The sequence below is a fragment of the Listeria sp. MAN/IMW/UF555 genome, assembly GCF_058684075.1.
On sequence record NZ_JBZWZS010000001.1, the window covers coordinates 323,627 to 349,788 of the forward strand.

27 protein-coding genes and 1 pseudogene are annotated in these 26,162 nt (G+C 37.7%); 4 read left to right on the forward strand and 24 right to left on the reverse strand.

All coding sequences use genetic code 11. The annotated features are described in order from the left end of the window. Positions 1–32: 32 nt before the first annotated feature. Positions 33–380, reverse strand: coding sequence for a DUF1033 family protein (locus AC4PG8_RS01525; protein WP_003766820.1), 348 nt, complete (start codon positions 378–380; stop codon positions 33–35). 139 nt (positions 381–519) lie between these two features. On the opposite strand from AC4PG8_RS01525, the gene AC4PG8_RS01530 reads away from it, so the two are divergent. From AC4PG8_RS01530 to AC4PG8_RS01540, 3 genes are all read left to right on the forward strand, one after another. Beyond that, positions 520–801, forward strand: coding sequence for an acylphosphatase (locus AC4PG8_RS01530; RefSeq protein WP_003771753.1), 282 nt, complete (start codon positions 520–522; stop codon positions 799–801). A gap of 85 nt (positions 802–886) precedes the next feature. Continuing rightward, positions 887–1,168, forward strand: a complete 282-nt coding sequence (locus AC4PG8_RS01535) for a hypothetical protein (protein ID WP_010991524.1) — start codon at positions 887–889, stop codon at positions 1,166–1,168. A gap of 36 nt (positions 1,169–1,204) precedes the next feature. Further along, the gene (locus tag AC4PG8_RS01540; protein WP_003771748.1) at positions 1,205–2,032 is read left to right on the forward strand and encodes a membrane protein insertase YidC; all 828 of its coding nucleotides are present in this window, start codon (positions 1,205–1,207) and stop codon (positions 2,030–2,032) included. Between the two features lie 36 nt (positions 2,033–2,068). On the opposite strand, the gene AC4PG8_RS01545 is transcribed toward AC4PG8_RS01540, so the two are convergent. The 4 genes from AC4PG8_RS01545 to AC4PG8_RS01560 form a co-directional block, all read right to left on the reverse strand. Next, positions 2,069–3,520, reverse strand: a complete 1,452-nt coding sequence (locus AC4PG8_RS01545) for a HAMP domain-containing sensor histidine kinase (protein WP_003771747.1) — start codon at positions 3,518–3,520, stop codon at positions 2,069–2,071. Continuing rightward, the gene (locus AC4PG8_RS01550) at positions 3,517–4,197 is read right to left on the reverse strand and encodes a response regulator transcription factor (RefSeq protein ID WP_003719652.1); all 681 of its coding nucleotides are present in this window, start codon (positions 4,195–4,197) and stop codon (positions 3,517–3,519) included. Before AC4PG8_RS01550 ends, AC4PG8_RS01545 begins: the two co-directional genes overlap by 4 nt. Positions 4,198–4,386: 189 nt before the next feature. Next, complete coding sequence (gnd, locus tag AC4PG8_RS01555; RefSeq protein ID WP_003727468.1) at positions 4,387–5,805, reverse strand: NADP-dependent phosphogluconate dehydrogenase; 1,419 nt, start codon at positions 5,803–5,805, stop codon at positions 4,387–4,389. 144 nt (positions 5,806–5,949) lie between these two features. Then, on the reverse strand, positions 5,950–7,044 hold the full coding sequence (locus AC4PG8_RS01560; protein WP_492169955.1) for a M20/M25/M40 family metallo-hydrolase: 1,095 nt from the start codon (positions 7,042–7,044) through the stop codon (positions 5,950–5,952). A gap of 122 nt (positions 7,045–7,166) precedes the next feature. Here AC4PG8_RS01560 and prli42 point away from each other — a divergent pair, with 122 nt between their 5' ends. Further along, positions 7,167–7,262: a stressosome-associated protein Prli42 gene (gene prli42, locus AC4PG8_RS01565; RefSeq protein ID WP_087942097.1), complete on the forward strand. Its 96-nt coding sequence runs from the start codon at positions 7,167–7,169 to the stop codon at positions 7,260–7,262. A 157-nt stretch (positions 7,263–7,419) separates the two neighbouring features. Here prli42 and AC4PG8_RS01570 read toward each other — a convergent pair whose 3' ends face one another. The 19 genes and pseudogenes from AC4PG8_RS01570 to accB form a co-directional block, all read right to left on the reverse strand. Next, positions 7,420–8,670, reverse strand: a complete 1,251-nt coding sequence (locus AC4PG8_RS01570) for a dihydrolipoamide acetyltransferase family protein (protein WP_492169956.1) — start codon at positions 8,668–8,670, stop codon at positions 7,420–7,422. 30 nt (positions 8,671–8,700) lie between these two features. Beyond that, entirely contained in the window at positions 8,701–9,684 is a 984-nt protein-coding gene (locus AC4PG8_RS01575) for an alpha-ketoacid dehydrogenase subunit beta (protein WP_003729885.1), read from the reverse strand. A gap of 16 nt (positions 9,685–9,700) precedes the next feature. After that, a complete protein-coding gene (locus AC4PG8_RS01580; protein ID WP_112119844.1) occupies positions 9,701–10,696 on the reverse strand; it encodes a thiamine pyrophosphate-dependent dehydrogenase E1 component subunit alpha in 996 nt (331 codons plus the stop codon). 24 nt (positions 10,697–10,720) lie between these two features. Beyond that, the gene (lpdA, locus tag AC4PG8_RS01585; RefSeq protein WP_185549717.1) at positions 10,721–12,148 is read right to left on the reverse strand and encodes a dihydrolipoyl dehydrogenase; all 1,428 of its coding nucleotides are present in this window, start codon (positions 12,146–12,148) and stop codon (positions 10,721–10,723) included. Between the two features lie 13 nt (positions 12,149–12,161). Next, positions 12,162–13,229, reverse strand: coding sequence for a butyrate kinase (gene buk, locus AC4PG8_RS01590; RefSeq protein WP_010991519.1), 1,068 nt, complete (start codon positions 13,227–13,229; stop codon positions 12,162–12,164). Between the two features lie 136 nt (positions 13,230–13,365). Beyond that, positions 13,366–14,232, reverse strand: coding sequence for a phosphate acyltransferase (locus tag AC4PG8_RS01595; protein WP_185542988.1), 867 nt, complete (start codon positions 14,230–14,232; stop codon positions 13,366–13,368). Positions 14,233–14,361: 129 nt separating this feature from the next. After that, positions 14,362–16,053, reverse strand: a complete 1,692-nt coding sequence (gene recN, locus AC4PG8_RS01600) for a DNA repair protein RecN (RefSeq protein ID WP_492169957.1) — start codon at positions 16,051–16,053, stop codon at positions 14,362–14,364. A 22-nt stretch (positions 16,054–16,075) separates the two neighbouring features. Then, positions 16,076–16,525: a transcriptional regulator AhrC/ArgR gene (ahrC, locus tag AC4PG8_RS01605; protein ID WP_003766793.1), complete on the reverse strand. Its 450-nt coding sequence runs from the start codon at positions 16,523–16,525 to the stop codon at positions 16,076–16,078. A gap of 190 nt (positions 16,526–16,715) precedes the next feature. Continuing rightward, positions 16,716–17,540, reverse strand: coding sequence for a TlyA family RNA methyltransferase (locus AC4PG8_RS01610; protein ID WP_185539940.1), 825 nt, complete (start codon positions 17,538–17,540; stop codon positions 16,716–16,718). Then, a pseudogene (gene dxs, locus AC4PG8_RS01615) lies at positions 17,537–19,457 on the reverse strand (1-deoxy-D-xylulose-5-phosphate synthase). Before dxs ends, AC4PG8_RS01610 begins: the two are co-directional and overlap by 4 nt. Positions 19,458–19,622: 165 nt before the next feature. Beyond that, the gene (locus tag AC4PG8_RS01620) at positions 19,623–19,823 is read right to left on the reverse strand and encodes a cold-shock protein (protein WP_003719639.1); all 201 of its coding nucleotides are present in this window, start codon (positions 19,821–19,823) and stop codon (positions 19,623–19,625) included. 198 nt (positions 19,824–20,021) lie between these two features. Further along, entirely contained in the window at positions 20,022–20,903 is an 882-nt protein-coding gene (locus tag AC4PG8_RS01625; protein ID WP_070753158.1) for a polyprenyl synthetase family protein, read from the reverse strand. 2 nt (positions 20,904–20,905) lie between these two features. Next, entirely contained in the window at positions 20,906–21,133 is a 228-nt protein-coding gene (locus tag AC4PG8_RS01630; RefSeq protein WP_003762111.1) for an exodeoxyribonuclease VII small subunit, read from the reverse strand. Then, on the reverse strand, positions 21,123–22,475 hold the full coding sequence (gene xseA / locus AC4PG8_RS01635; protein ID WP_070753160.1) for an exodeoxyribonuclease VII large subunit: 1,353 nt from the start codon (positions 22,473–22,475) through the stop codon (positions 21,123–21,125). Before xseA ends, AC4PG8_RS01630 begins: the two co-directional genes overlap by 11 nt. Before the next feature lie 18 nt (positions 22,476–22,493). Further along, positions 22,494–23,348, reverse strand: a complete 855-nt coding sequence (folD, locus tag AC4PG8_RS01640) for a bifunctional methylenetetrahydrofolate dehydrogenase/methenyltetrahydrofolate cyclohydrolase FolD (RefSeq protein ID WP_003771725.1) — start codon at positions 23,346–23,348, stop codon at positions 22,494–22,496. Positions 23,349–23,439: 91 nt separating this feature from the next. Continuing rightward, the gene (gene nusB / locus AC4PG8_RS01645) at positions 23,440–23,826 is read right to left on the reverse strand and encodes a transcription antitermination factor NusB (RefSeq protein ID WP_003762105.1); all 387 of its coding nucleotides are present in this window, start codon (positions 23,824–23,826) and stop codon (positions 23,440–23,442) included. 30 nt (positions 23,827–23,856) lie between these two features. Beyond that, on the reverse strand, positions 23,857–24,264 hold the full coding sequence (locus AC4PG8_RS01650; protein WP_003722485.1) for an Asp23/Gls24 family envelope stress response protein: 408 nt from the start codon (positions 24,262–24,264) through the stop codon (positions 23,857–23,859). 2 nt (positions 24,265–24,266) lie between these two features. After that, complete coding sequence (accC, locus tag AC4PG8_RS01655; protein ID WP_003762104.1) at positions 24,267–25,631, reverse strand: acetyl-CoA carboxylase biotin carboxylase subunit; 1,365 nt, start codon at positions 25,629–25,631, stop codon at positions 24,267–24,269. Between the two features lie 13 nt (positions 25,632–25,644). Next, a complete protein-coding gene (accB, locus tag AC4PG8_RS01660) occupies positions 25,645–26,115 on the reverse strand; it encodes an acetyl-CoA carboxylase biotin carboxyl carrier protein (protein WP_003762103.1) in 471 nt (156 codons plus the stop codon). Positions 26,116–26,162: the final 47 nt, after the last annotated feature.

A 26,162-nucleotide genomic window follows, 5' to 3' on the forward strand; every position in this document is an offset into this window, starting at 1 on the left:
TCCTCCAAAAAATCGCTAATTTCTTTCTAACCTTAAGCAAAAGTTAAAACATTTTTAAAAATGGTTTCTTTCTCTTCAGAAGTTGGTTGATATACTTCTCCATTAAAAAATAAAATAAGTCCATGAAAAGTTTGAATATCGTCTTCACAGTCTTCGCAATATTCTACTTCTTCCTCATTCCAAGCCGCTAACAAACAATCTTTCTTCGTTTGATGGTTAGGATAATTTCGCAGTAAACCTTCTGCTAATTCTTGGTACTTCGCAAACGCAGCTTCTTTTTCTGAAAAAGTAAAGTCTGCTTGAATAGAAGTTTCCCATTCCTCAAAAAACCACCAAGGCTCGTATTCTCCTTTAGTTAGATAGACATTCCATTTTGTCATATCAAAAACTCCCAACACTAAATATAATACACATATTATAGCATAAGCTCCTTTGAAATACTGGAATGCAAATTTTTGAAAGTAACAACAAAAAAAGATACACTGGTAGTAAGGAAAAATAAAAGGAGTTGGTTTCGTCATGGCTAGAGATACAGCGATTTTGAGAGTAACTGGATTTGTACAAGGTGTTGGGTTTCGTTACACAACAAAACACGTCGCTTACAAATATGACATTAGTGGAACAGTGAAAAATTTAGACGATGGTTCCGTTGAAATTCATGCAATTGCAGAAGAAGAAAACTTAAATAAATTTATTGATGCAATAAAAAAAGGACCTTCACCTGGTTGCCGTATTGAACATGTTTACATTTATAAAGGTGCGCCTGTTGAAGATCGAAAAACGTTTGATATTGTTTATTAAAAATCCAAAAATAGTGGTTGTGCTATAGCTCTTTTTGCATTATAGTTAATGAGTACTAAAACCTTGAAAGGAGCGACTGCGTGGCATGATTTCCATTTTGCAAATCTTACTTGAACCAGAATTCATTTCACTCACAGTGACGTTTTTATTAATGTTGACGATTTTTAGTTATTGGTCGGCCATTACATTATTAAAACCGAAAATGGTGCTACCCGCTGACGCTACCTGCTTAAAGCCAGTAAAGACTTTACTTCGAGCACATTTTGTTAGAACCTCGCCTAATTTTATTATTAATTGGCTGGCTATTACTAAGAAATGTAGCGCCATTACTGATGATGAAGACAGTTTTTCATTTTCCAACAGATGAAATGATTATTTTACTATTTAGGAGGAAAATGAAACATTGAAAAAGAAAAATATTATTTTAATTAGCGTATTACTAGGTGCTCTACTATTACTTACAGGTTGTAGTATGGACCCGTCACAAAATACAGATGGTTTTTTCAGTACTTATCTAATCCAACCATTTACTAGCTTTATTATGTTCGTTGCAAAGTTTGTTGGGGGTAATTACGGGATTGCGATTATTATTACAACGTTACTTATCCGTGCACTCATCATGCCACTAAACTTACGTACTGCTAAAGCTCAAATGGGCATGCAATCCAAAATGGCCGTTGCCAAACCAGAAATCGATGAAATTCAAGCTCGACTAAAACGTGCTACATCGAAAGAAGAACAAGCAAATATTCAAAAAGAAATGATGGCCGTTTATTCCAAGTATAATATCAATCCGATGCAAATGGGTTGTCTACCATTACTTATTCAAATGCCGATTTTGATGGCGTTCTATTATGCTATTCGCGGATCTTCCGAAATTGCTAGTCACACATTCTTATGGTTTAACTTAGGTTCACCAGATATGGTACTTGCGATAATCGCAGGTCTTGTCTACTTAGCACAATATTTTGTTTCTATGATTGGTTATTCACCAGAACAAAAGAAACAAATGAAAATTATCGGCTTAATGTCGCCAATTATGATTTTATTCGTTTCCTTCACAGCTCCTTCTGCCCTAGCGTTATATTGGGCTGTCGGCGGACTATTCTTAGCTGGCCAAACATTACTAACGAAGAAACTTTATATGAATAAACATCCAGAAATCAAAGTAATGGAACAAGAAGAAAAAGAATTTGAACAAATTGTAGAAGAACAAAATAAAGAAAAATAAAAGAAACCGCAACCTCGTTATAAGGTTGCGGTTTTTCTATTTGGATTTCGGTTCAATGTATGGAAGTGTAATTTTTATCGTTGTACCTTTATCCGGCTCACTAACTGCATTAATCGTTCCTAAATATCCTTCGACTAATTGTTTAGCAATCGCAAGACCGAGGCCATTACCACCTTTTTCACGGCTTCTGGCTTTATCTACACGATAGAAACGATTAAAGATCTTATCAATTTCTTCTTGTGAGATGCCTTCTCCGTAATCACGCACATCAATATGGATTTGCTTTTGTTCTTTATAGACATGCATATCCACCTCAGTGCCATCACCCGAATATTTCACTGCGTTATCCATAATAATAATTAAGATTTGTTCTAAATGATTATGTTGAATAAGCGCTCGTAAATCCGTATCATCTTCTTTTAAAGTAAACGTAAAGTTCTCATACATTACTTCAAAATTACGTCTCACTTGCTCAACTGTTGCGTTTACATCGGTAATTTGTAATTCTTTCGTTTGAGAAATCTGTTCTGCTCTTGATAAATCGAGCATTTCTTGTACTAATTTTTTCATCCGTTCTAATTCCGTTAACGAAGCATTTAACGATTCATCCAGTACTGCCGGGTCGTCTTTCCCCCACCGAGTTAGTAACTTCAGGTGTCCCTCCATGATTTGAACTGGTGTCCGAAGTTCATGGGAAGCATCTTCAACGAATTGTTTTTGCTGCTCAAAACTAGTTTCAATTCGCGTCATCATATCGTTAAAAACAACTGTCAATTCGCCAATTTCATCTCTGGAATTCGTTTTCGTTTCGATTCGTTTTTGAAAACCATTTTTACGAATATCATTCATAGTACGTGCTAACCGAGTGAGTGGATTTAAGAAGTTCTGTGCTAGTAAGTAACCGAGCATTCCACTAATAAAGAGCGCTACTGCTCCAAGCAAAATCATTGTTACTAGAAGCCGGTCCATCATCCGATTATAGGAAGTTAGCGGATTTACCACTTGCGCATAACCGATCACTGTCGTATTATCATCTGCCACAATTGGCATTTGTGCAGTCATCATTTTCTGCCCTTCAATGGTTGGCTTATTCATAATAAATTTATCCGTGCCGCTAACAAAATACTGCGAAAAATCGATACTCGTAATATCTTGGTTTCTGGAAAAATAATACTTATTAATAAAATGACCATCTTTATCGTATAGATTAATCACTTGATCTTGTAATTTACGATTAACGGTTTTATCGTTATTAAATAAATATTTGATTTCCTCATTGTCCGTTAAATCTTGGTTTGTTAACGTACTTGTAGTTGCTAGAAGCAGTTCTTTTACTTCCGGTTCTTCTTCATTTAGCAACATTTGCCCAATCCCTTGGTAAATCGCATAGGAAAATAAGAAAAATGTTAGAAAAATCGCTGCACTAGCTCCAAAAGTCCATTTAAATTTCAAAGAACGACTTTTTAAGGAGAATGGGCTAGTTGTCATGTACGCATCACATACCCAGTCCCGCGAACTGTTTGGATGTAACTTTCTTCGTCAGGATGATCAATTTTATTTCGCAAGTAACGAACATATACATCTACTACATTCGTTTCTACTTCTGTTTCATAACCCCATACTTTGTTAAGTAATACTTCCCGAGTAAGAACAATATTGACATTTTCCATTAAAGTAAGTAGTAGTTCATACTCGCGTTTTGTTAAATCGATAATTTCTTCATCGCGTTTTACAATCCGATTTTCTTTTTCAACGATTAAGTTGCGGTATTGTAGCGTTGTTTGTTTAGCAGATTGTTCTGCATTTTCTACTCGGCGTAACAGCGAACGTAGACGTGCAAGTAGTTCTTCAATTGCAAATGGCTTAACGATATAATCATCTGCTCCGTGGTCAAGTCCAGATACGCGATCAATCACAGAGTCTCGCGCAGTTATCATAATGATGGGTGTTTGTTTCACTTGGCGTACACGACGACAAACTTCTACCCCGTTTAAATGTGGTAACATTAAGTCTAGTAAAATAGCATCCCATTCTTCATTTAGTGCGAGTTCTAGCCCAGCACGTCCATCATTAGCAACAGCAGTTTCATAATTTTCGTGTTGTAATTCTAGTTCAATAAAGCGTGCTAAGTTTTTTTCATCTTCTACGATTAATATTCTATTCATTTGGCCTAACCCTCTCTTTCGATCATTACACTATATTCCTATTACTATTGTAACGAACTTTGGCTCAAAAACAACTAATAATAGCGCATAAATAGATATTTCCTGTATTTTTTAGCACTTTACCATTATTTACTAATTTAAATCTCATAAAAAAACATCCACTCGTGAAAGTGGATGCTTAATTTTAAATCAATCTTCAACTTGTGGCCATTCTGTATGGAATACGCCTGGTTTGTCAACTCTTTCATACGTATGAGCACCAAAGTAGTCGCGTTGAGCTTGAATTAGATTTGCAGATAATACTTCAGAACGATAGCTATCGTAATAGCTGATTGCTGCAGTGAAGGTTGGTACTGGAATACCAGCTTTGACAGCTTCTGCTACTACAGTACGAAGATCGCCTTGGTAGTTATGCGCAATATCTTTGAAATATGGATCTAATAGTAAGTTTTTAAGATTTTTATCTTTGTTATATGCATCAGTAATTTTTTGTAAGAAACGAGCACGGATAATACAACCAGCACGGAAAATTTTCGCGATTTCGCCGTATTGTAAGTCCCAATCGTTCTCTTCACTAGCTGCTCTCATTTGTGCAAAACCTTGTGCATAAGATGCGATTTTGCTGAAATAAAGTGCGCGGCGAACAGATTCAACAAATGCTTTTTTGTCGCCTTCAAAACGATAATTAGATGGGCCAGATAAAACTGTACTTGCATAAACGCGTTCATCTTTAAGTGCAGAGATGTAACGAGCAAATACAGATTCAGTAATTAAGGAAAGTGGAACACCTAGGTCAAGTGCGCTTTGGCTAGTCCATTTACCAGTTCCTTTTTGTCCAGCTTTATCAAGAATAACATCGACAATTGGTTTGCCTGTTTCTTCGTCTTTTACTTTTAGAATGTTTTTAGTGATTTCGATTAAATAGCTATCTAATTCTCCGTTATTCCATTCTTCAAATACGTCAGCAAGTTCATCATGGCTTAATCCACCGATTTCTTTCAAAATAGTGTAAGCTTCTGCGATTAATTGCATATCTCCGTATTCGATACCATTATGCACCATTTTAACGTAATGTCCGGCACCATCTGGACCAATATAAGTCACACATGGTTCTCCGTCTGCTACTGCAGCAATTTCACGTAAGATAGGAGCTACAAGGTCATATGCCTTGCGTTGACCACCTGGCATGATAGACGGACCTTTAAGTGCGCCTTCTTCTCCGCCTGATACACCAGTTCCGATGAAGTTAAAGCCTTCTTCACTTAGTTCTTTATTACGACGAATTGTATCTTTAAAGAAAGCATTACCGCCATCAATTAAAATATCGCCTTCGTTTAAGAAAGGTTTAACTGCTTCAATCATCATATCTGTAGCATCGCCAGCTTTTACCATAATAAGGATACGGCGAGGCACTTCAAGAGATTCGACAAATTCCTCTAAACTATAAGTTGGTACTAATTTTTTGTCCGCATTTTCTTCCATAACCGCTTTCGTTTTTTCAGTAGAACGGTTAAAGATAGATACTGTATGACCGCGGCTTTCAATGTTTAGAGCCAAGTTACGACCCATAACGCCCATTCCTATAACGCCAATTTCTTGTTTTGCCATTTTGCACTTCTTCCTTTCCGGTTTATTAAGGCAGAAAAATCTGTCTTACTTCAACATGACACATAAAAGTATCAACATCATTTACTATATCAAAGAATTGCTTCTTGGACAATGAATCAATCCGAATTATTTGACTTTTTTTTATTAATTTAGCTTTCTCAGTAAAATTTTCTCATTTTTTGCCGATTCAGCTAAGTCAATGACGAGTTGTGTCAGTTTTTCTAACTGCTCTACGGAAATAGTTTCTTTTTCTGAATGGGCATGTTCATAACCGACTGATAAGAGCATTGTAGGCACGCCTTTTTCATTAAGCACGTTGGCATCAGTACCACCTTCTAAAAAGATCTCGCTAGTCTTTAAAGCTTGTTTTTTAGCTGCTTTTTGAAAAATATTCATAAGTGGATGTTGCGGGTGGATTTTGTAGCCTTCGTAAATAAGTCTTGTATCTTCTGCTAATGTAGCGCCATATTTCTCACAGGTTTGATTAAAACGTTCTCTGATTGTTTGGATATGAGGTAATGCCTTCCTAAAACTAGCAGCAGATTTGAACAGAACTTCTAATTGTGCATCTTGTTGATTTTCATCATTTACTCCACCAGAAAACGACTGGATTTCCCATCTGTTCTCGCGGTCAATCCGGCCTGGTCTCGTTGCATGAAGCGCCATTCTCGCTACTGATATGGGTGACATCTGGGTCGCATCAGGGCTTGCAATCGTGAAATCAACTGCAACTAATGTATTCGCTTGTAATTGATAATTCCCAACTTCTCCAGGAGCATCGAGACAATAACCATACGCTGCTGTTATTTTTTCTTCTGGAAATAAACGCATCCCAATCATGCCAAGTTCTTCTTTAGTAGTGAAAATAAATTCAATTTCCCCATGAGGTGTTTCTTCTGTACTAAAATAATCCATTGCCGCTAACATGGCTGCAACTGCTGCTTTATCATCTGCCCCTAAAGAAGTCCCATTTAGAGAAGTAAATATGCCATCTTCTACTTGGAATTCTGGTGAAGCTGCATTTGGATGCGTATCAACGTGGCCACAAAAGAAAATGGTCGGGAATTTCACAGCAGTTGCGGGAATTCGCGCAATTAATCCGTTGTCTTCATCTAAACTGTAGGGGATATTTAATTTTGTTATTTGTTTTTTTATGTAAGTTAACACTGCTTTTTCTTTCCCAGAAACAGATGGGATTTGAATTAATTCTGTAAAATATTTTTTTACATTAGCTATCATCTTGTTTTCACCTACATTCTTCCTTTTTGCTTAAAAAAATAAATAAACCACTTGAAATTTACTGTAATTATAAGTAAGATGGATATATCTGAAATGCTTTATGAGAGGAGTTTTCTTCCGCAATGACTAATAAAAAAGTAGTTCGCGTTGTCGTTATTTTAATGTTAATCGCGATTGTATTATCCAGCGTTTTAACCGGGTTATTAATGTTTTTATAGACATCCGAGGTCTGAGCCAATTTGGTTCAGGCTTTTTTTATTTTTTTCCTCAAAAAAAGAGCAGCACCCGAAAGTACTACCCAAGACATCTAGGGAGTTTAGGGGTATGGATCTAGATGTACTAAACAATACCCGCTAAACCTAGATTAAAACATTTTTAATACAATGCTGTATTTTCTTTGGAAATCTTTTCGACATTGGCTTTAATTGCTTGTAAGAATTTACCTGCTAGTAGGCCGTCTAAAATACGGTGATCGATGGATAGACATAGGTTCACCATATCTCGTACAGCAATCATATCGTCAATAATGACAGGACGTTTAACAATCGATTCCACTTGAAGAATAGCTGCTTGCGGGTGATTAATAATGCCCATTGATTGAACAGAGCCAAATGAACCAGTACTATTCACAGTGAAAGTACCACCTTCCATATCAGCTTGGCTCAGTTTACCATTACGTGCTTTTCCGGCAAGTTCGCTTATTTCGCGAGCAATGCCTTTAATGGATTTTTCGTCTGCATTTTTAATAACTGGAACGTACAATAAATCACCAGCTGCAATCGCAATCGAAATATTGATATTCGCGTGCTCGATGATTTTGTCGCCTGCCCACGTGCTGTTAAGTTGCGGGAATTCTTTTAACGCTTGTGCAACGGCTTTGATGAAAAAGGCGAAATAAGTTAATGAATAACCTTCTTCTTTTTTAAAGCTATCTTTTACTGCATTACGGTAACGAACAAGTCCAGTTGCATCTACTTCCACCATCATCCATGCGTGCGGAATTTCTTGTTTGCTCACGCTCATATGTTTAGCAATAGCTTTTCTTACCCCATTGATTGGGATTTCTTTATCGCCAGCTGCGGAACGAACAGGTGCAGGAGTTGGTGCTTTTTCTTGTGCTCTATTTGTTGGTTCCTCTGTTTTAGTAGCTACTGGTCCGTTTTCGATGACTTGAAGTAAGTCTTTTCTTGTAATTCGACCACCTTTACCTGTGCCTTCTACAGTGGATAAATCAATATTGTTTTCACCAGCAATTCGTAGTACGGCTGGTGAAAATCTTCCACTAGCTGGTGCTTCTGCTAGTTTCACTTGTTTTGTTTCTTGTTTTTCTGGAGCTTTTGTTTCTGTTTGTTCTACTTCTTCAGCAGGCTCAGAACTTCCTGCATCTGCTGTTTCAATTGTACAAATAATCTCGCCCACTTCAAGCGTTTCGTCTTCTTCTGCTAAAATTTCTTTAATTGTCCCGCTAAAAGAAGATGGGATTTCTGCTGTTACTTTGTCAGTAAGTACTTCTGCGATAGCATCATATTTTTCGACTGTATCTCCTGGTTTAACTAACCATGAACTAATCGTACCTTCTGTTACACTTTCCCCTAATTTGGGCATGGTGATTTTTTCAACTGCCACGGGTCTTCACTCCTTTAATTTAAAACGGGTCTAAAATTCCGCTAATTCTTTCATTGCATCAGCAACTTTATCTGGATTTATCATAAAGTGTTTTTCCATCGTTGGCGCAAATGGCATCGCTGGAGTATCTGGTCCTGCAAGTCGTGCAATCGGTGCATCTAGGTCAAATAGACAATGCTCAGAAATAATTGCAGCTACTTCACTAATGATACTTCCTTGTTTATTGTCTTCTGTTACAAGAAGTACTTTACCAGTTTTCTTTGTTGCTTCAATAATAGCTTCTTGGTCTAATGGATAAATTGTGCGCAAATCAAGAATGTGCGCTTCTACGCCTTCTGCAGCTAACCGTTCTGCTGCTTGTTGAGCAAATTGAACAGCGAGACCATAAGTAATGACCGTGATATCATCGCCTTCACGTACCACATTTGCTTCACCAATAGGAACAATATAATCCGTTTCAGGTACTTCACCTTTTAGTAAACGATAGGCACGTTTATGTTCAAAGAAAAGTACTGGATCGTTGTCGCGAATCGCTGCTTTTAAAAGTCCTTTTGCATCGTACGGGGAAGATGGTACGACAATTTTTAAACCAGGTTGTCCAAAAAACACTTTTTCGACTGATTGTGAATGATAAAGTGCTCCGTGTACCCCGCCGCCAAAAGGTGCGCGAATAACCATTGGGCAAGACCAATCGTTATTAGAACGGTAACGAATTCTGGAAGCTTCTGAAATAATTTGGTTCACAGCTGGCATAATAAAGTCAGCAAACTGCATTTCTGCTACTGGGCGGTATCCATACATCGCTGCTCCAATTCCAACTCCAGCAATCGCGGATTCAGCAAGTGGTGTATCAAGAACTCGGTCTTCACCGAACTCATCATATAAACCAGCAGTCGCTTTAAAAACGCCACCTTTTTTCCCTACATCTTCTCCTAAAATAAATACTTTATCATCGCGCTCCATTTCTTCTTTAAGCGCCATTGTTATTGCATCAATATATGAAATGACTGGCATTCAAATTCCCTCCTAATCAGCTATTCGCTTCTTCATCGTATACATAAAGTAGAGATGATTCTGGTTCAGCGTATGCTGCACTTTCCGCGTAATCGGTCGCTTCATTAACTTCTTTAGCAATACTTTTTTCGATTTCAGCAATTTTTTCTTCTGTTAAATAACCTTCTTCAAGTAATTCTGTTTGGAAAATTTTCAGCGGATCTTTTCCTTTTGCTTCGTCGACTTCTTCTCTTGAACGATAACTGCTATCATCATCATCTGAGGAGTGTGGTGTGAAGCGGTAAGAAACTGTTTCGATTAATGTTGGTCCCTCGCCATTTCTTGCACGATCTGCCGCACGTTTAAAGGCAGCATATACTTCTCCCATATTCGAGCCATCTACCCGCTCACCAGGGATACCGTAACCAAGTGCCCGGTCAGATAGTTTTTCTGCTGCATATTGTTTTGATGCAGGTACAGAAATCGCATATTGGTTATTATGAATAACGAAAACAACTGGCAACTTATGTACAGATGCAAAGTTGATTCCTTCATGGAAGTCTCCTTGGTTAGAAGATCCTTCACCTGTTGACGCATAAATTGCAATGTCATCTCCAGCCATTTTGGCAGCAAGACCAATACCGGCTGCATGTGGAAATTGAGTTGTTACAGGAGAACTTTGAGTAACAATGCGATTAGATTTTTGACCAAAGTGAGCTGGCATTTGACGTCCGCCCGAGTTTGGATCTTCCGCTTTAGCAAAGGCAGACAACATAATATCTTTTGCTGTCATTCCAAATGCTAATACGACTGCTAAATCACGGTAATACGGCAAGGCATAGTCCTTATCTAAATCAAAAGCAAATGCAGCGCCGATTTGTGCTGTTTCTTGTCCTTGTCCAGAAATGGTAAAAGGAATTTTCCCAGAACGGTTAAGCAACCACATACGCTCATCGAGTCTTCTTGCCATTAACATTGTTTCATACATTTTAATTAATTTATCTTCTGTTAAACCTGCTTCTTTTAAAGTCATTTTTGTTCCTCCTTTAAAGCTGTATTAACCATGAATTGCATTACCATCCACAGCAAGGGCAGCTTCTCTAAAACTTTCTGATAAAGTTGGGTGTGGGTGAATTGTGTTTCCCACTTCCCAAGGCGTTGCATTTAAAACTTGTGCTAAAGCGGCTTCGCTAATCATGTCCGTCACATGCGGTCCAATCATGCTAACACCAAGAATATCATCTGTCTTTTTATCTGCAATAATCTTAATAAAGCCATCAGATTCTCCGTAAACAAGCGCTTTTCCAATGCCACGGAAGAAGAATTTGCCTTTTTTAACGTCATGACCACGTTCTTTTGCTTGTTCTTCTGTAATACCAACACTTGCGATCTCAGTAGAAGTATAAATACAGCGCGGAACTAAGTCATAATCGAGTTTTTCAGTTTCTTTACCAGCAATGTGATTGGCTGCAATTGTCCCTTCTTCCATTGCTACATGCGCAAGTTGAATTGTCGGAATACAGTCACCAATCGCGTAGATATGACTTTCTTTTGTTTGGTAAGAATCATTTACTTGGATAAAGCCGTTTTCAGTCGCAATATCCGTGTTTTGTAATCCGATGTTTTCTGTATTGGCAGAACGACCAACTGAAACAAGAATTTTATCTGCTGCGAAGGTCTGCTCTTCGCCTTTAATAACTGCTTTGATTTCCACACCGGAATCTGTTTTTTTATAACTAGCTGCTTGAACTTCAGCAGATGTATGCATGATTAATTTTTTCTTTTTGTAAAGTCTTGCTAATTCTTTTGCTACTTCTTTATCTTCTGTTGGCAAAATTCGGTCCGCATATTCTAGCACAGTAACTTCTACGCCAAAATCATGCATCATCGAAGCCCATTCCATTCCGATAACTCCACCACCAACGATAATAATCGATTTTGGTAAAGTTTCTAAATTAAGTGCACCGTCAGAAGATAATACATTTTCCTCATCAATTGTTAAACCATTTAATGTGCGAGGTTTTGAACCAGTTGCAATAATTAGGTTTTTAGGAATTAGCATTTCATTTTCTGAACCATCTTCAAATTCAACTGAAACTGTTCCGGCTGTTGGTGAAAAGATGGAAGGTCCTAAAATAGTTCCCGTGCCAGCAAATAAATCGATTTTGCCTTGTTTAAATAATTGGTGAATCCCTTTTTCTAATTGGTCTACTATTTGTTGTTTCCTCTCTTGGGCTTGTAAAAAGTTTATTCCGGCAGTTCCTTCTACCGAAATTCCAAATTCACTTGCTTTTTTAACCGTTTGCAATACTTCAGCTGAACGTAATAAAGCTTTCGTTGGAATACAGCCTCGGTGAAGACATGTTCCACCAACTTTTCCTTTTTCAACCACGGCTACTTTTTGTCCGTTCTTTGCGGCTTGGATCGCTGCAACGTATCCGCCTGTTCCCCCACCAAGAATAACTACATCATATTCTGTTGCCACATTATCTCCTCCTTTAGTACACTTTTTCTTTTTCAATTCCAGCGAGAACACGTTGTACACCACTGTTTAGAGCTTCTAATTCATCTTCTCCAGGTTCTATGATTACTCTGGCTATCCAGTTTGTTTGCTCGATAATTTTACTTGTAAATAGTTCACTTCTAGCAAGTCCACCAGTTAAAATAATAGCATCAATTTTGCCATGTAAAACGACGGAACATGCGCCTATTTCTTTACTAACTTGGTAAGCCATCGCATCAAAAGCTTTGATGGCATCCTCGTCACCAGCTTGAACTTTATTTTCTACATCTAACATACTATTTGTTCCTAGATAAGAAATCATCCCGCCACGACCGACGATTAGCTCGTGTAGTTCACGTTTCGTCCACTTGCCACTAAAACATGCTTCTAAAAAATCATTCATTGGGAGTGAACCAGATCGTTCAGGACTAAAAGGACCATCGCCATCTAGTGCATTATTTACATCCACTGCTTTCCCTTGTCTGTGTGCTGCAACGGAAATACCTCCACCAAGATGCGCGATAACAAAATTCATTTTCTCATATTCCGAACCTAGCTCTTTAGCAATTTTCCGCCCAGCCGCCTTATGGTTCAATGCGTGAAAAATACTTTTTCTAGCAATAAGTTCATTTCCAGAGAATCTAGCTACTGGTTGCATTTCGTCTACTACAACGGGATCAACGATAAAACTTGGTATTCCGAGCTTATCTGCTAATTTTTTAGCAAGCATAGCACCAAGGTTGGAAGCATGCTCACCGTACTTGTTGTTTTTTAAATCCGCTAGCATTTTTTCAGTAACCATATATGTACCGCCAGCAACTGGTCGAAGCAAACCACCTCGTCCAACTACTGCATCTAATTTATTTACATCATAACCAAACGCATCAATCACTCGTCGCAAAACTTGCCATCTAAAATCAAATTGTTCCTGTACATTGTTAAAGTCGGCGAATTCTTGCATTGTGTGTCTGACTGTTTCTTCAAAAAGTACTTTATCGCCATGATAAACGGCGAGTTTTGTAGAAGTGGAACCAGGATTTATTGTCAAAACATCATAAGACATTTGATTTCCTCCAAATTTAATTGTGAAAAATGCTGTAGGTTATCATTTTCCCAAGGACTATTGTAACACGTAGGGCGTAATCAAATAAAAGCCTTTGCATTCATATCATTAAAGTCCGTCTATTCACATTATTTCATTATTTTCCAACCATTCTAACAGTTAGGATAAATGAAGCTAATTTATTTTCTGGTGTATCATTTCTGGAAGATATAACAATCGGTACTTTTGCTCCGACAATAGCACTACCAACTCTAGCTCCCGCAAAGTATACGAGCGATTTATAAAGGGCATTTCCAGTTTCAATATTAGGAGCAATTAAAATATCCGCATCGCCCGCAGCATTATTTTTAATCCCTTTATGCTGTGCTGCTTCTTTTGAAATAGCTACATCAAGTGCAAGCGGACCAGCAATATCTACGTTCTCTTTGAAATGGTTTGCTACTTCATTAGCTTCGACCGTGGAAGGCATTTTTTCGGTAACTTCTTCTACTGCACTAAGTAAAGCCACTTTTGGATTTGTTAGACCGATTTTCTGAGCAACATTTAGCGCATTTTCTGTAATTGCTATTTTTTCATTTGTTTTTGGAGCAACATTCATCGCACAATCTGTTAATAATAAAGGCTTGTGGTATGTCGGAATATCGAAAATAGCAATTTGGCTTAATAATTGCCCTGTCCGCAACTCATTTTCCTTTTTTAAGACATGATGCATTAAAGTAGCTGTCGGAATAAATCCTTTGACCAATATATCTGCTTCTTTATTTTTCACAGCTAAAATCGCGCCTTGTGCTGCCTCTTCTGCTGTATTCGCTTGAATCCAAGTAACGCTGTCGTTTGCCGTTAAGCTTCGATCTTCTTTTTTTCCAAATAAAAGAAACTTGCCTAAACCTTGATCCAGCGCTAGACGGATGGTTTCTAAAACGACTTCATCATCTGCTCCAGCTACTGCAAAAACCAGCGAACTCGTTTCTGCCACTTCTTTGAAAAATCTTTTGCTTGTCATAAAAAATAACTCCTTTATCGCACAAAAAAGCCGCATTTCGAATTAGTAGTTGTTTTTATGACCAGGTAATAATTTCTACCTTATTCATTTTAAGCAAAAACTATTCGATATGCAAGCAATTTCGTTTTTTTAATAGGTTTGTTTTACTTTTTCAGCTTGTTGAATCATTTCTTTCGCGTGTTGTTTTGTTAGTTCAGTCACTTCTATCCCAGCAATCATACGGCTGATTTCTTCTACTTTTTGCTCGCCTTTTAAAATTGTGACGGAAGTAGTTGTCCGTTTATTTTGCACTTTTTTTGTGATGTAGTAATGGTGATTGGCCATTGCAGCTACTTGAGGCAAATGACTGATACAAAGAACTTGTGAACCAACAGAGACTGCATAAATTTTTTCAGCAATCGCTTGGCCGACACGTCCGCTTACACCCGTATCCACTTCATCAAAAATGATAGATGTAATGCCTTGATGTCTTGAAAAAATAGTTTTTAACGCTAACATCATTCGTGATAACTCACCGCCTGAAGCGATTTTCGCAAGTGGTTTTAGCGGCTCACCTGGATTGGTCGACATATAGAAGACGACACTGTCTTGGCCTGATTCCGTTAATTCTGTTTTGTCAGACTCAAAGTGAACACTGAAAATAGCTTTTTCCATATATAGTTGATTTAATTCTTGTTTAATTTGTTTTTCTAACGTGGTTGCTGCTTTTTTGCGGATGTCAGTGAGTGTACTTGCTTGTTTTGTGAGTTCTGTTTTTAATGTGGCCATTTTAGTTTCTAAATGCCCAACGTGGGACTCACTATCCGTCAGTTTTTCCATTTCAGTACTAATTTCTTTTTCATACTGAATAATATCTTCAATGGTTTTACCGTATTTACGTTTCAGTTGATTTAAATCATTCAAGCGTGATTCAATTTGATTCAGTTCTTCTGGTTGGAATTCAAGCTGATCAAGCGATTGTCTAATTTGGCTCATACTGTCTTCAAGCATATAGTAACTGGATGATATTGCTTCACTAACTGCTTTATAATCAGTATGAATACTCGCAGCCGCTTCCATCTGACGCATTGCTTCTCCAATAAATTCAAGTCCGCCCGGTTCTCCTTGGATAGCTGTATACGCTCCTTGCAAGTTTTCATTTAACTTTTCAAAATTGGCTAAAACATTTTTTTGTTCTAATAAACGATCTTCTTCCCCAGCTTGCAAATTAGCATTTTCGATTTCTTGTTGTTGAAAACGAAGCATATCGAGCCGCTGTGCAAGTTCTCGCTCATTTTTCGTCCAATTTTGCCATTCTCTCAAAATAGTTTGGTACTCTTTAAAATTAGTTTGATATTTCGTTAAAGCGGGTTTAATTTTATCAGCAGCAAACCTATCTAGTAACGATAAATGAAATTCTTCATTCATTAATTCTTGGTGTTCATGTTGACTATGAATATCTATCAATTTAGAACCGATTTGACGTAGCAACACCGTAGTTACTAGTTTTCCGTTAATACGGCAACTATTTTTACCGGAGCGAAATAAGCTACGTTCCAAAACGACCATATCATCCGAAGCATCTATTCCATTTTCCAAAAGTGCATTACGGCAAGCAAGATTATCTTCTGCTAGGGCAAATAAGCCTTGCAGTTCCAAACGGTCCTCACCGTGGCGAATAAAATCAGTCGATCCCCGTCCGCCAACAAGAAGACCAAGCGCATCAATAATAATTGATTTACCTGCGCCGGTCTCCCCAGTTAATACCGTCATCCCTTCTTGAAAAGTTAAAGAGAGTGATTCGATGATAGCAAAGTTTTTAATTGTCATTTCTTGAAGCAAAATCCTTCACCTCCAACAATTTTTAAAGCATATCTATAAAACGATCTGTTAACGTTTTTGCATTTTCTTCTGAGCGACAAATGATTAAACAAGTGTCATCTCCGCATAGTGTTCCTGCTTTTTCTGGCCAGTCTAAGTTATCTATTAGCGCACCAACAGAGTTCCCATTACCTGGCATTACTTTTAAAATAATCATAAATTGCACTGTATCGATACCAATAAAGCAATCAATTAAAGCGCGTTTTAATTTTTGATGGGGGTTAAAGCTATTATCGGCAGGGAGACTATATTTATAGCCACCAGTTTGTGTTGGAACTTTGACTAGATGAAGTTCTTTAATATCACGGGAAACGGTTGCTTGGGTTACTTTAACATCGCGTTCTAACAGAAGTTCTACTAAATCTTCTTGCGTGTCAATCTCATTAGATGTAATCAATTCTCGAATAATAATATGACGATGACCTTTATTCATTCCTTCTTCACCTCACGATAATTTTCTACTTACATCTTATCCGAAAAAACGCATAAAGTCACGGAATTAATGCAAAATTATGCAATAAAGTCTAGTTTAATACTCTATACATTGAAAATACATGCTTAAATGAGTATAAACAGCATAGTAAAAGCAAAAACCGGAAAACATCGCTGCTTTCCGGTATACATTATTTATCTAATTTAGTATGTGCTTTTTTAATAAGTCTTGTAATTGCAGCTGGCTCTAAATGATTTTCACCAGTTTCTTTGCCAGTCCATTTAAGATGCGCGATAAATTCAATGTTTCCTTCTCCACCAGTTATTGGTGAAAAATCAAGCCCCATCAAGTCATAACCATTATCAAGCGCAAATAGAGCAATGTTTTCAACGACAGCTTCATGTACAGCTGAGTCGCGAATTATTCCTTTTTTCCCCACCTGTTCACGTCCTGCTTCAAATTGTGGTTTGATTAAAGTCATCACATCGCCGCCTGTTACGAGCACAGTTCTAAGTACAGGTAAAATAAGTTTGAGTGAAATAAAGGAAACATCAATCGTTGCGAATTCCGCTAAACCTTCCGTAAAATCAGCTGGCGTCACATGGCGAAAGTTAGTCCGCTCCATGACTGTAACTCGTTCATCATTACGTAATTTCCATGCAAGTTGATTATAGCCAACATCAAGCGCATACGAATGGCGCGCCCCATTTTGCAAAGCACAGTCTGTAAAACCACCAGTAGAAGCTCCAATATCAAGCATTAGTTTATCTTTCACATCAAAATTAAATACTTGTAATGCCTTTTCTAATTTCAAGCCACCACGACTCACATAAGGCATTTGTTTTCCTTTGACTTGCAGTTCGCTATCTGCCGGAATTTTTTCTCCAGGTTTGTCGACACGTTCTTCTTTACGGTAAACAATTCCAGCCATAATGGCACGCTTTGCTTTTTCTCTTGTTTCAAATAGTCCTTGTTCTACTAGCAGAATATCTGCGCGTTCTTTTTTTATTGTCATAGTTTCTTCGCCCTTAACTTACTCGCTTTGTGCGAGCATTTCATTTATTTTTAATACAATACCAGTTGGAGATATACCATATGATTCAAGAATTAGCGGGACAGAACCGTGACCAATGAATTCATCTGGCAATCCAATACGATGGATAGTAACATCCGTATAATTATTTTCTTCCATAAATTCTAACACACTTGCGCCAAATCCGCCTTTTAATAATGATTCTTCCACTGTTAAAATAGGGATTTTTTGCTTAAAAATTCGGTGTAATAAAGCTTCATCTAGCGGTTTAATAAAACGTGCATTAATGACACCAACACGCTGACCTTGATTCTCTAATTGTTCAGCTGCTTTAAGTGCCTGTTCGAGTGTTGGTCCAAAAGTTAAAATAACAGCATCAACAGGCTGAATAATCGTTTCCCATTCGCCAATTGGTATAAGCTTATTAGATTCAGAAAGCTCTTTACCTGGTCCATTTCCACGTGGGTAACGAATTGCAAAAGGCCCATCATCATAAGCAAAAGCAGTGTCCATTAATTGTCTAGCTTCTTCTTCATCTTTCGGCATCGTGATAATCATATTTGGAATACTATTTAGAAAAGAAATATCAAAAATACCTTGATGTGTTTCACCGTCTGCTCCAACAAGGCCAGCACGATCAATCCCGATAACGACATTTAATTTTTGCCGACAAACATCGTGAACCAACTGATCATAAGCTCTTTGTAGAAATGTCGAATAAATAGCTAGAAAAGGCTTCATTGCTTGCGTTGCTAAACCAGCCGCCATTGTTGTTGCATGTTGCTCTGCAATTCCAACATCAAAAAAACGTTCTGGAAAAGTTTTAGCAAATTTTTCTAATTTGGAACCTACAGGCATGGCAGGAGTTATGGCAACGATACGTTCATCATTCGCTGCTAGACGCATTAATTCATTACTAATAACAGAACTCCATGAGGCGACAGTCTTAACAGGCTTAATAAAGCTCCCTGTTTCGACTTTATATGGCCCTGTACCATGCCAGGTGCCACGGGAGTCTAATTCGGCAGGTTGGTACCCCTTTCCCTTTTTCGTGATGATATGGAGGAGTACAGGCCCTTTAGTCCGCTTAGCTATTTCTAAGTTGGTAATAACATCTTCTAAATTATGCCCATCAATCGGTCCAAGATACATAAAACCCAATTCTTCAAAAAAAGTACCCTCTACAAGCAAATGTTTTATGCCGTCTTTTGCTTTTTCAGCAGTCTCAGCTAACTTTTCACCGGCAGTTGGAATTTTTCGCATTAATTTATCTATATTTGTTTTTGTTTGTTGAAATGTATTCAACGTTCTTAATTTTCCAAGGACATTGTGGAGTGCTCCTACATTAGGCGCAATGGACATATCATTATCATTTAAAATAACAATCATATCTTTTCCCATGTCTCCTATATGATTCAAGGCTTCAAATGCCATCCCACCAGTGAGCGCCCCGTCACCAATTATCGGAATAACATAAAAGTCTTCTTTTTTTATATCTCTAGCAATAACCATACCGGCTGCAGCAGACAAGGAAGTCGAGCTGTGGCCAGTTTCAAATACATCATGAATAGATTCTTTTCGTTTTGGAAATCCATCTAGTCCGCCGTGTTGACGTAATGTACCAAATTGACTCGCCCTTCCAGTTAGGATTTTGTGCACATAAGACTGGTGGCCCACATCCCAAATAAATTTATCATTTGGACTATTAAAAGTGTAATGCAGCGCAATCGTTAGTTCTACCACACCAAGATTAGGACCAATATGCCCCCCTGATTTGGAAGTAGAAGTAATTAAAAAAGCGCGAATATCCGCCGCAAGTGCTTCTAATTCTTGTATATCCAATTGTTTCATAAAGGAAGGATCCTTTATTTTTAAAAGATCCAAATAAAAACAACTCACTTTCCAAAGAGTCCACGCATGAATACGTGCAAAGTCTTTTTTCTCGATTAATTGTTCTTATTATAGCAAATAATTCTAGTTATACCAAACAAGGAAAGGTGATTTTAGGCAAATAAAAAAGCAAATCACCGAAATGATTTGCTTTTTCTTATTCAAAAAATAGAATTACGCTTTTTGAACGTTAGCTGCTTGAGGTCCGCGTTGGCCTTCTTCAACGTCGAAAGTTACTGCTTGACCTTCGTCTAAAGATTTGAATCCGTCGCCTTGGATAGCGCTGAAATGTACGAATACATCGTCACCGTTTTCGCGTTCGATAAAACCAAATCCTTTTTCTGCGTTAAACCATTTTACTGTACCTTGTTCCATGTTCATGTTCCTCCTCGTGTGTTATGCACACTAATTATTTACTATTCTTGCTTAACGGCACGAGATGGAAAGTTGTTCACAATCGTATCTTTCACCCACAAAAATAATCTTACATTAGTATAACACGGTATTTTAAGAAAAGCAAATCAATTTGAATTATATATGTGAAAAATTTTTGAAATTACTAGATAATTATGATTAATTTTCTCTAAGTGCGATTAAATCAGCAAGTTTAAGGAGAATTTCATCGTCGAAATCATGTCCTGAAAGCGCTGACTTTGCAATTGAAACATGCTCATTTAATGCCCGTTTAGCACCTTTGAGTGTGAGTAATCCGGGATAGGTACTTTTATTCAGAAAAGCGTCCACCCCTGTCTTTTTACCCATTTTTGTTTCATCGCCAATTACATCTAAAATATCGTCGCTAATTTGAAAACCAATGCCGATATTTTCTGCAAAAATTCGTAATCGTTTTGTTTGTTCTGGAGTTGCTTCAGCGATTTTTGCGGCTGAGGTTACTGCGAAAATTAATAGTTCACCAGTTTTGCGAGCGTGGATTGATGCTAGTTCTTCTAATGTGACTTGTTTATTTTCAGCTTCCATATCGGCTTGTTGCCCACCTACCATGCCTTCTGCTCCACTGCTATAACTAATTTGATTAATTAAAGCAATACGCGTTTCGAAGGATAGGTTTTCATCTTCAGCTAAAATAGAAAAAGCGAGTGTTAACAAAGCATCTCCTGCTAAAATTGCTGTTGCATCACCGTATATTTTATGGTTCGTCCATTTCCCGCGTCGATAGTCATCATCATCCATTGCTGGTAAATCATCGTGAATTAAGCTGTACGTATGAATCATTTCAAGTGCCGTAGCTGTTTTTAAACCGCGCATTGGCTCAATATTTAAGGCTTGAAGTGTTGCAAAAACAAGCATTGGACGAATTCGTTTTCCGCCAGCTTGTACTGAATATAACATTGATTCTTTCAACTTAGGTTCGATATTGCGCATATTTATTTCTTTAAAAAGCGACTCATCAAGTACTTTTTTATAATGATCTAGAAAAAGCGTCAAATCTTGCAAATTTATTCACCATCCGCTTCAAAAGGAATTTCTTCTCCTGCTTCTGTGACTACTTTAGCCATTCTTTGCTCGGCTGATTGCAATTTATCTTGGCATAATTTCGTTAATTCGATTCCTTTTTGATACATATCAAGAGAATCTTCAAGTGAGGCACTACCGTTTTCGAGCGCTTCTACGATTGTTTCTAGTTCTGCGATTGCTTCTTCAAAAGTTTTCTTTTTAGTTGCCACTTGTATCTTCCTCCTTTGCGGTAATGTGTGCGTCTATGTGTCCACCTTGCATTTTTACTTGAATATTATCACCAATTTCCAATTCTTGGACGGTTTTAACTAACTCTCCTGCTTTATACGTTACACCAAATCCACGTTTCAATAAAGCGAGCGGACTTAAATGTTCTAAAGCCTCGACTTGTCTAATAAAAGCTTGTTGTTTATCTTTAAGTTGTTGTTTCATTGCTTTATCTAGCGCTTGCTTACGTAATGTTATTTGCTCTTTTTGTAAGGCTATTTCTTTATTGGGATGATAATAGTGTAAGCGATCATTAAGTCGGTTAAAAGTAGTTTGTTTTAGCAATACTTGCTTGGAAAAAGCATTTTTTAGTCGTTCAGCAAAATAATCTGTACGTTCCATTTGCTGTTCTAATTGATGTTTTGGCCCATTTAAGATTAAATGTTGTTTTAGTTGCTCAAGGGTTCTTTCTTTACGTTCTAACAACTGCCTTGTAACTGCTAATAAGCGATATTTACGTTCTGCAAGTCGTTCTTCTAGATCGCGATAATCTGGAACCGCTAGTTCAGCTGCTGCGGTTGGTGTCGCTGCTCGAACGTCTGCTGAAAAATCACTGAGGGCAAAGTCTGTTTCATGTCCTACAGCAGAGATTACAGGTACATCAGAATCATAAACTGCTCGAACAACTGGCTCTTCATTAAAAGCCCATAGTTCTTCGAGAGAGCCACCACCACGACCGATAATCATCACATCAATATCATTTCGCTGATTGATTCGACCAATGTTTTCTACTATTCGCTGTGCTGCCTTATCACCTTGAACGACTGTAGGGTACACGATTACTTCCACCGAGGGCATTCTACGATGAATCGTTGTTAAAATATCCCTTACAGCAGCACCTGTTTTAGATGTAACTACCGCAACTTTGGACGGGAAAGAAGGAAGCACTTTTTTATGCGCTTCCGCAAAAAGTCCTTCCTTTTCTAATTGTGATTTCAGCTGTTCTAATTGAATATATAGTGCACCGACGCCATCTGGTTCCATATGTTCGGCATAAAACTGATAACGTCCAGCTTTTGTGAAAACGCCAATTCGCCCCGTGATAAGTACATTCATACCATCTTCTGGAACAAAACCAATCTTTTGAACTGCTTTTTGAAACATGACAGAACGAAGCATAGCAAATTCATCTTTCACCGTAAAATACAGATGTCCACTCGCTGGTTGTTTTAAATTAGAAATTTCTCCGCGCACGAATACTTGTTTCATATACGGATCAACTTCAAATTTCTTTTCAATATATTTGGTTATTGCGGCTACCGTTAAATATTTATCTTGTTCCATCATTTCACATCCAATTAATCAATTCATCTTCCAAATGCGTTTTGCAGCTTTTAATGTATTAGCAAGAAGCATGGTAATTGTCATTGGCCCAACGCCTCCTGGAACTGGAGTGATGAATCCTGCTTGCTCTTTAACATCATCAAAATCTACATCACCACATAATTTATTGTTTTCATCGCGGTCCATACCAACATCAATAACAATTGCGCCTGGCTTAATGTATTCTTTTTTAACAAATTTAGCTAATCCTGTTGCAACAACTAGAATATCGGCTTCTTTTGCCACTTGAGGTAAATCTTTTGTACGGCTATGAGCTATTGTTACTGTAGCATTTTCATTTAATAATAATTGTGCTACTGGCTTACCTACAATATTACTTCTGCCAATAACGACTGCTCGTTTGCCTTCTATTTGAGTGCCGGTTGATTTAATTAACTCAATGATTCCTGCAGGTGTGCACGGAACGAAAGAATCTTTACCAATGAATAAGTTACCTACATTCACTGGGTGGAAACCGTCAACGTCTTTGTCAAAACTAATAGCATCAATGACTTTTTCTTCTGAAATATGTTTTGGTAAAGGTAATTGTACCAATATACCATGAATTGTATTATCTTCGTTTAACTCTTCTACTACTTTTAGTAATTTTTCTTCTGTTACTGTTTCAGGAAGTTCAATTAAAACAGATTTCATTCCTGCTTCTTCAGTACGTTTTTGTTTATTTCTAACATATGTACGAGAGGCTTGGTTATCTCCTACGAGCACAACTGCAAGACCCGGTTTTTTACCTTGTTTTACTAATTCAGCTACTTCTGATGTTACTTTCTCTTGGATTTCTTTGGCTAACTTTTTGCCATCAATAATTTCTCCCATGAGTTTGGCCCCCTTAAAATACTTTCCACGCTATTATGCTTAAAAATCGCGAAATAAGGGAGTGCAAGGAAAACCTTGCACTCAATCAAGTTTATTTATCTTCAGGTGCAATATTAGCAAGTACGCCATTAATAAATTTACTTGATTTTTCATCGCTGTAAATTTTCGCAATTTCTATGGACTCATTTAAACTAACTCGATTTGGTACGTCATCCAAGTACTTAATTTCGTAAACGCTTAGTCGTAGCAAAGAAAGATCTACTTTGTTCAAACGATCGATGCGCCAATTATCCAAGTTAGGCTCAATAATTGCATCTATTTCAGCTTTATTTGCCATAACTCCTTCAACTAATTGCTCCATATAATCGTCTTGTTCGTCTTCCATGATGTTTTTAATGGCTTGATCTAACGACATTTCGTTTAATTCGATTTGGAATAATGCTTGAAGTGCTTTCTCGCGCGCTTCTCTTCTTTTCATGTTAAGGCTGCTCCTTTTTTTCCTTGAATTTTAAAGCTCAAAATCATCGAAGGAAAGTGTTTCTGTTTTTTCAAATTGTACGCCAACGATATGCACGTTGATTTCAAGAACATTCAAGCCTGTCATATTGAAAATAGTATCTCGGACAGCATCTTGAATATTTTGAGCAACAAGTGGAATAGTTGCACCGAATAGTACAGAACAATAAAGTTCGATTAGAATACCTTCTTCAGTTAGCTCTACCTTTACACCTTTACGGTAGTTAACGGCACCACTGAATTTTTCGCGCATTTCTGTAGCAAAACCACCTTGCATATACGCAACGTTTTCGATTTCGCTCGCAGCAAGACCAGCAATTACACCAATAACCTCAGGCGCAATTTCAATTTTACCAAGTGGTGCATCATTTTGTTTTCTTAAATCTTTTGTGTAAGCCATTTTTAGCCCTCCTTAGAAAGATTCATTACATCATTTTGCTCCAAGAATTTTGTATTAAAGTCTCCTGACAGGAATACATCGTTATCTAGCACACGTAAATGGAACGGTATTGTGGAAGGAATGCCATCAATAGCAAATTCCGAAAGTGCCCGTTTCATTTTTTGAACAACTTCTTCACGTGTTTCTGCATAACAGATTACTTTTGCAATCATTGAATCATAAAATGGCGGGATTTTGTAGTTTGGATATGCTGCTGAGTCAATTCGAACGCCTAAGCCACCTGGTGGAAGATAAAATTTAATTTCTCCTGGTGCTGGCATAAAGTTTTTCTCAGGATTTTCAGCATTAATCCGACATTCCATCGCCCAACCGGTTAATTTAACATCGGCTTGTTTGATTTTCAGTTCTTCACCTGAAGCCACTAAAAATTGTTGTTTTACTAAATCAATACCAGTAACAAGCTCTGTTACAGGATGTTCTACTTGGATACGAGTATTCATTTCCATAAAGTAAAAATTATTTTCGTGATGATCAAAAATAAATTCGATCGTTCCTGCACCCGAATAATTCACGGCTTTTGCAGCTTTGACAGCAGCTTTACCCATTTTTTGGCGTGTCTTTTCATCAATAGCTGGTGAAGGTGATTCTTCAATTAGCTTTTGTAAGCGACGTTGAATACTGCAATCACGTTCTCCTAAATGAATAACGTTACCATGATTATCGGCAAGCACTTGAATTTCTACATGGCGGAAATCTTGAATGTATTTTTCTAAATAAACGCCAGGATCTCCGAAAGCTGCTTCGGCTTCTTGTTGTGTAGTTTGAATACCAGAAATTAGTTTTTCTTCGTTTTCTGCTACACGAATACCTTTACCTCCACCACCAGCAGTTGCTTTGATGATTACAGGATAACCGATTTTTTTAGCGATTTTTTTGCCATCTTCTACATCAGCGACAATTCCTTGTGAACCAGGTACGATTGGTACGCCAGCTTTTCGCATTGTTTCGCGAGCCACATCTTTTGTCCCCATTTGTGAAATTGCAGAGGCACTTGGCCCAATAAAAGTGATGTTACAGTCTTCGCACAACTCAGCGAAGTCAGCATTTTCAGCCAAGAATCCGTAACCAGGATGAATAGCATCACAGTTTGTTAAAACAGCAAGACTAATAATATTAGACATATTTAAATAACTATCTTTTGTTGCCGCGGGACCTACACAATAAGCTTCATCCGCTAGCTGAATATGTAGCGCTTCTTTATCTGCTTCCGAATAAATCGCCACTGTCTCCACTCCAAGTTCTTTTGCAGCGCGAATGATACGGACAGCGATTTCTCCACGGTTCGCTACCAGTACTTTTTTAATCATGTTTTTCGACCCCTTATTTTTTTCTAACTTTGAATAGTGGTTGTCCAAATTCGACTAATTCGCCACTTGAAACAAGAATTTCTGCAATTTCTCCGTCAATGTCAGCAGTGATTTCATTGAATAATTTCATTGCTTCTACAATACATACGACAGATTGTGCGGATACTTTAGAACCAACACTAACGAAATTCGCATCTTCTGGTGAAGCAGATGCATAAAAAGTACCAACCATAGGAGAGGTGATAACTTCTAACCCTGCATCAGACGTAGTTGTTTCCGCTTGAGGTGCCGCCGCTTGTTCAGTTGCTTGTGCTTGAACTGGCGCTGGTGTTACAGCAACAGGTACTTCTACTTGAGGCGCAGAAACCACTGTTTTATTCTTCTTAAGCAAAATCTTACTATCCTTTGTTTCTAACTCAAATTCATCTAGAGTTGACTCGTCAATCAGCTCAATTAGCTGTTTAATTTCATCTATTGATAACATTCCATTTACACTCCTTAATAATACTAAAAATAAAAAATTGCATGAAT

Coding starts and splice junctions, on each gene's coding strand:
- AC4PG8_RS01575 (WP_003729885.1), bottom strand. CDS start 9,684: ATGCCAGTCATTTCATATATTGATGCAATAACAATGGCGCTTAAAGAA.
- AC4PG8_RS01620 (WP_003719639.1), bottom strand. CDS start 19,823: ATGGAACAAGGTACAGTAAAATGGTTTAACGCAGAAAAAGGATTTGGT.
- ahrC (WP_003766793.1), bottom strand. CDS start 16,525: ATGAATAAAGGTCATCGTCATATTATTATTCGAGAATTGATTACATCT.
- AC4PG8_RS01550 (WP_003719652.1), bottom strand. CDS start 4,197: ATGAATAGAATATTAATCGTAGAAGATGAAAAAAACTTAGCACGCTTT.
- gnd (WP_003727468.1), bottom strand. CDS start 5,805: ATGGCAAAACAAGAAATTGGCGTTATAGGAATGGGCGTTATGGGTCGT.
- accB (WP_003762103.1), bottom strand. CDS start 26,115: ATGTTATCAATAGATGAAATTAAACAGCTAATTGAGCTGATTGACGAG.
- AC4PG8_RS01535 (WP_010991524.1), top strand. CDS start 887: ATGATTTCCATTTTGCAAATCTTACTTGAACCAGAATTCATTTCACTC.
- buk (WP_010991519.1), bottom strand. CDS start 13,229: ATGTCTTATGATGTTTTGACAATAAATCCTGGTTCCACTTCTACAAAA.
- accC (WP_003762104.1), bottom strand. CDS start 25,631: ATGATTAAAAAAGTACTGGTAGCGAACCGTGGAGAAATCGCTGTCCGT.
- AC4PG8_RS01610 (WP_185539940.1), bottom strand. CDS start 17,540: ATGACAATAAAAAAAGAACGCGCAGATATTCTGCTAGTAGAACAAGGA.
- AC4PG8_RS01580 (WP_112119844.1), bottom strand. CDS start 10,696: ATGACTTTAAAAGAAGCAGGTTTAACAGAAGATAAATTAATTAAAATG.
- AC4PG8_RS01525 (WP_003766820.1), bottom strand. CDS start 380: ATGACAAAATGGAATGTCTATCTAACTAAAGGAGAATACGAGCCTTGG.
- nusB (WP_003762105.1), bottom strand. CDS start 23,826: ATGAAAAGAAGAGAAGCGCGCGAGAAAGCACTTCAAGCATTATTCCAA.
- AC4PG8_RS01650 (WP_003722485.1), bottom strand. CDS start 24,264: ATGGCTTACACAAAAGATTTAAGAAAACAAAATGATGCACCACTTGGT.
- folD (WP_003771725.1), bottom strand. CDS start 23,348: ATGGGAGAAATTATTGATGGCAAAAAGTTAGCCAAAGAAATCCAAGAG.
- prli42 (WP_087942097.1), top strand. CDS start 7,167: ATGACTAATAAAAAAGTAGTTCGCGTTGTCGTTATTTTAATGTTAATC.
- AC4PG8_RS01530 (WP_003771753.1), top strand. CDS start 520: ATGGCTAGAGATACAGCGATTTTGAGAGTAACTGGATTTGTACAAGGT.
- AC4PG8_RS01560 (WP_492169955.1), bottom strand. CDS start 7,044: ATGATAGCTAATGTAAAAAAATATTTTACAGAATTAATTCAAATCCCA.
- AC4PG8_RS01545 (WP_003771747.1), bottom strand. CDS start 3,520: ATGACAACTAGCCCATTCTCCTTAAAAAGTCGTTCTTTGAAATTTAAA.
- xseA (WP_070753160.1), bottom strand. CDS start 22,475: ATGGAACAAGATAAATATTTAACGGTAGCCGCAATAACCAAATATATT.
- AC4PG8_RS01595 (WP_185542988.1), bottom strand. CDS start 14,232: ATGACAAGCAAAAGATTTTTCAAAGAAGTGGCAGAAACGAGTTCGCTG.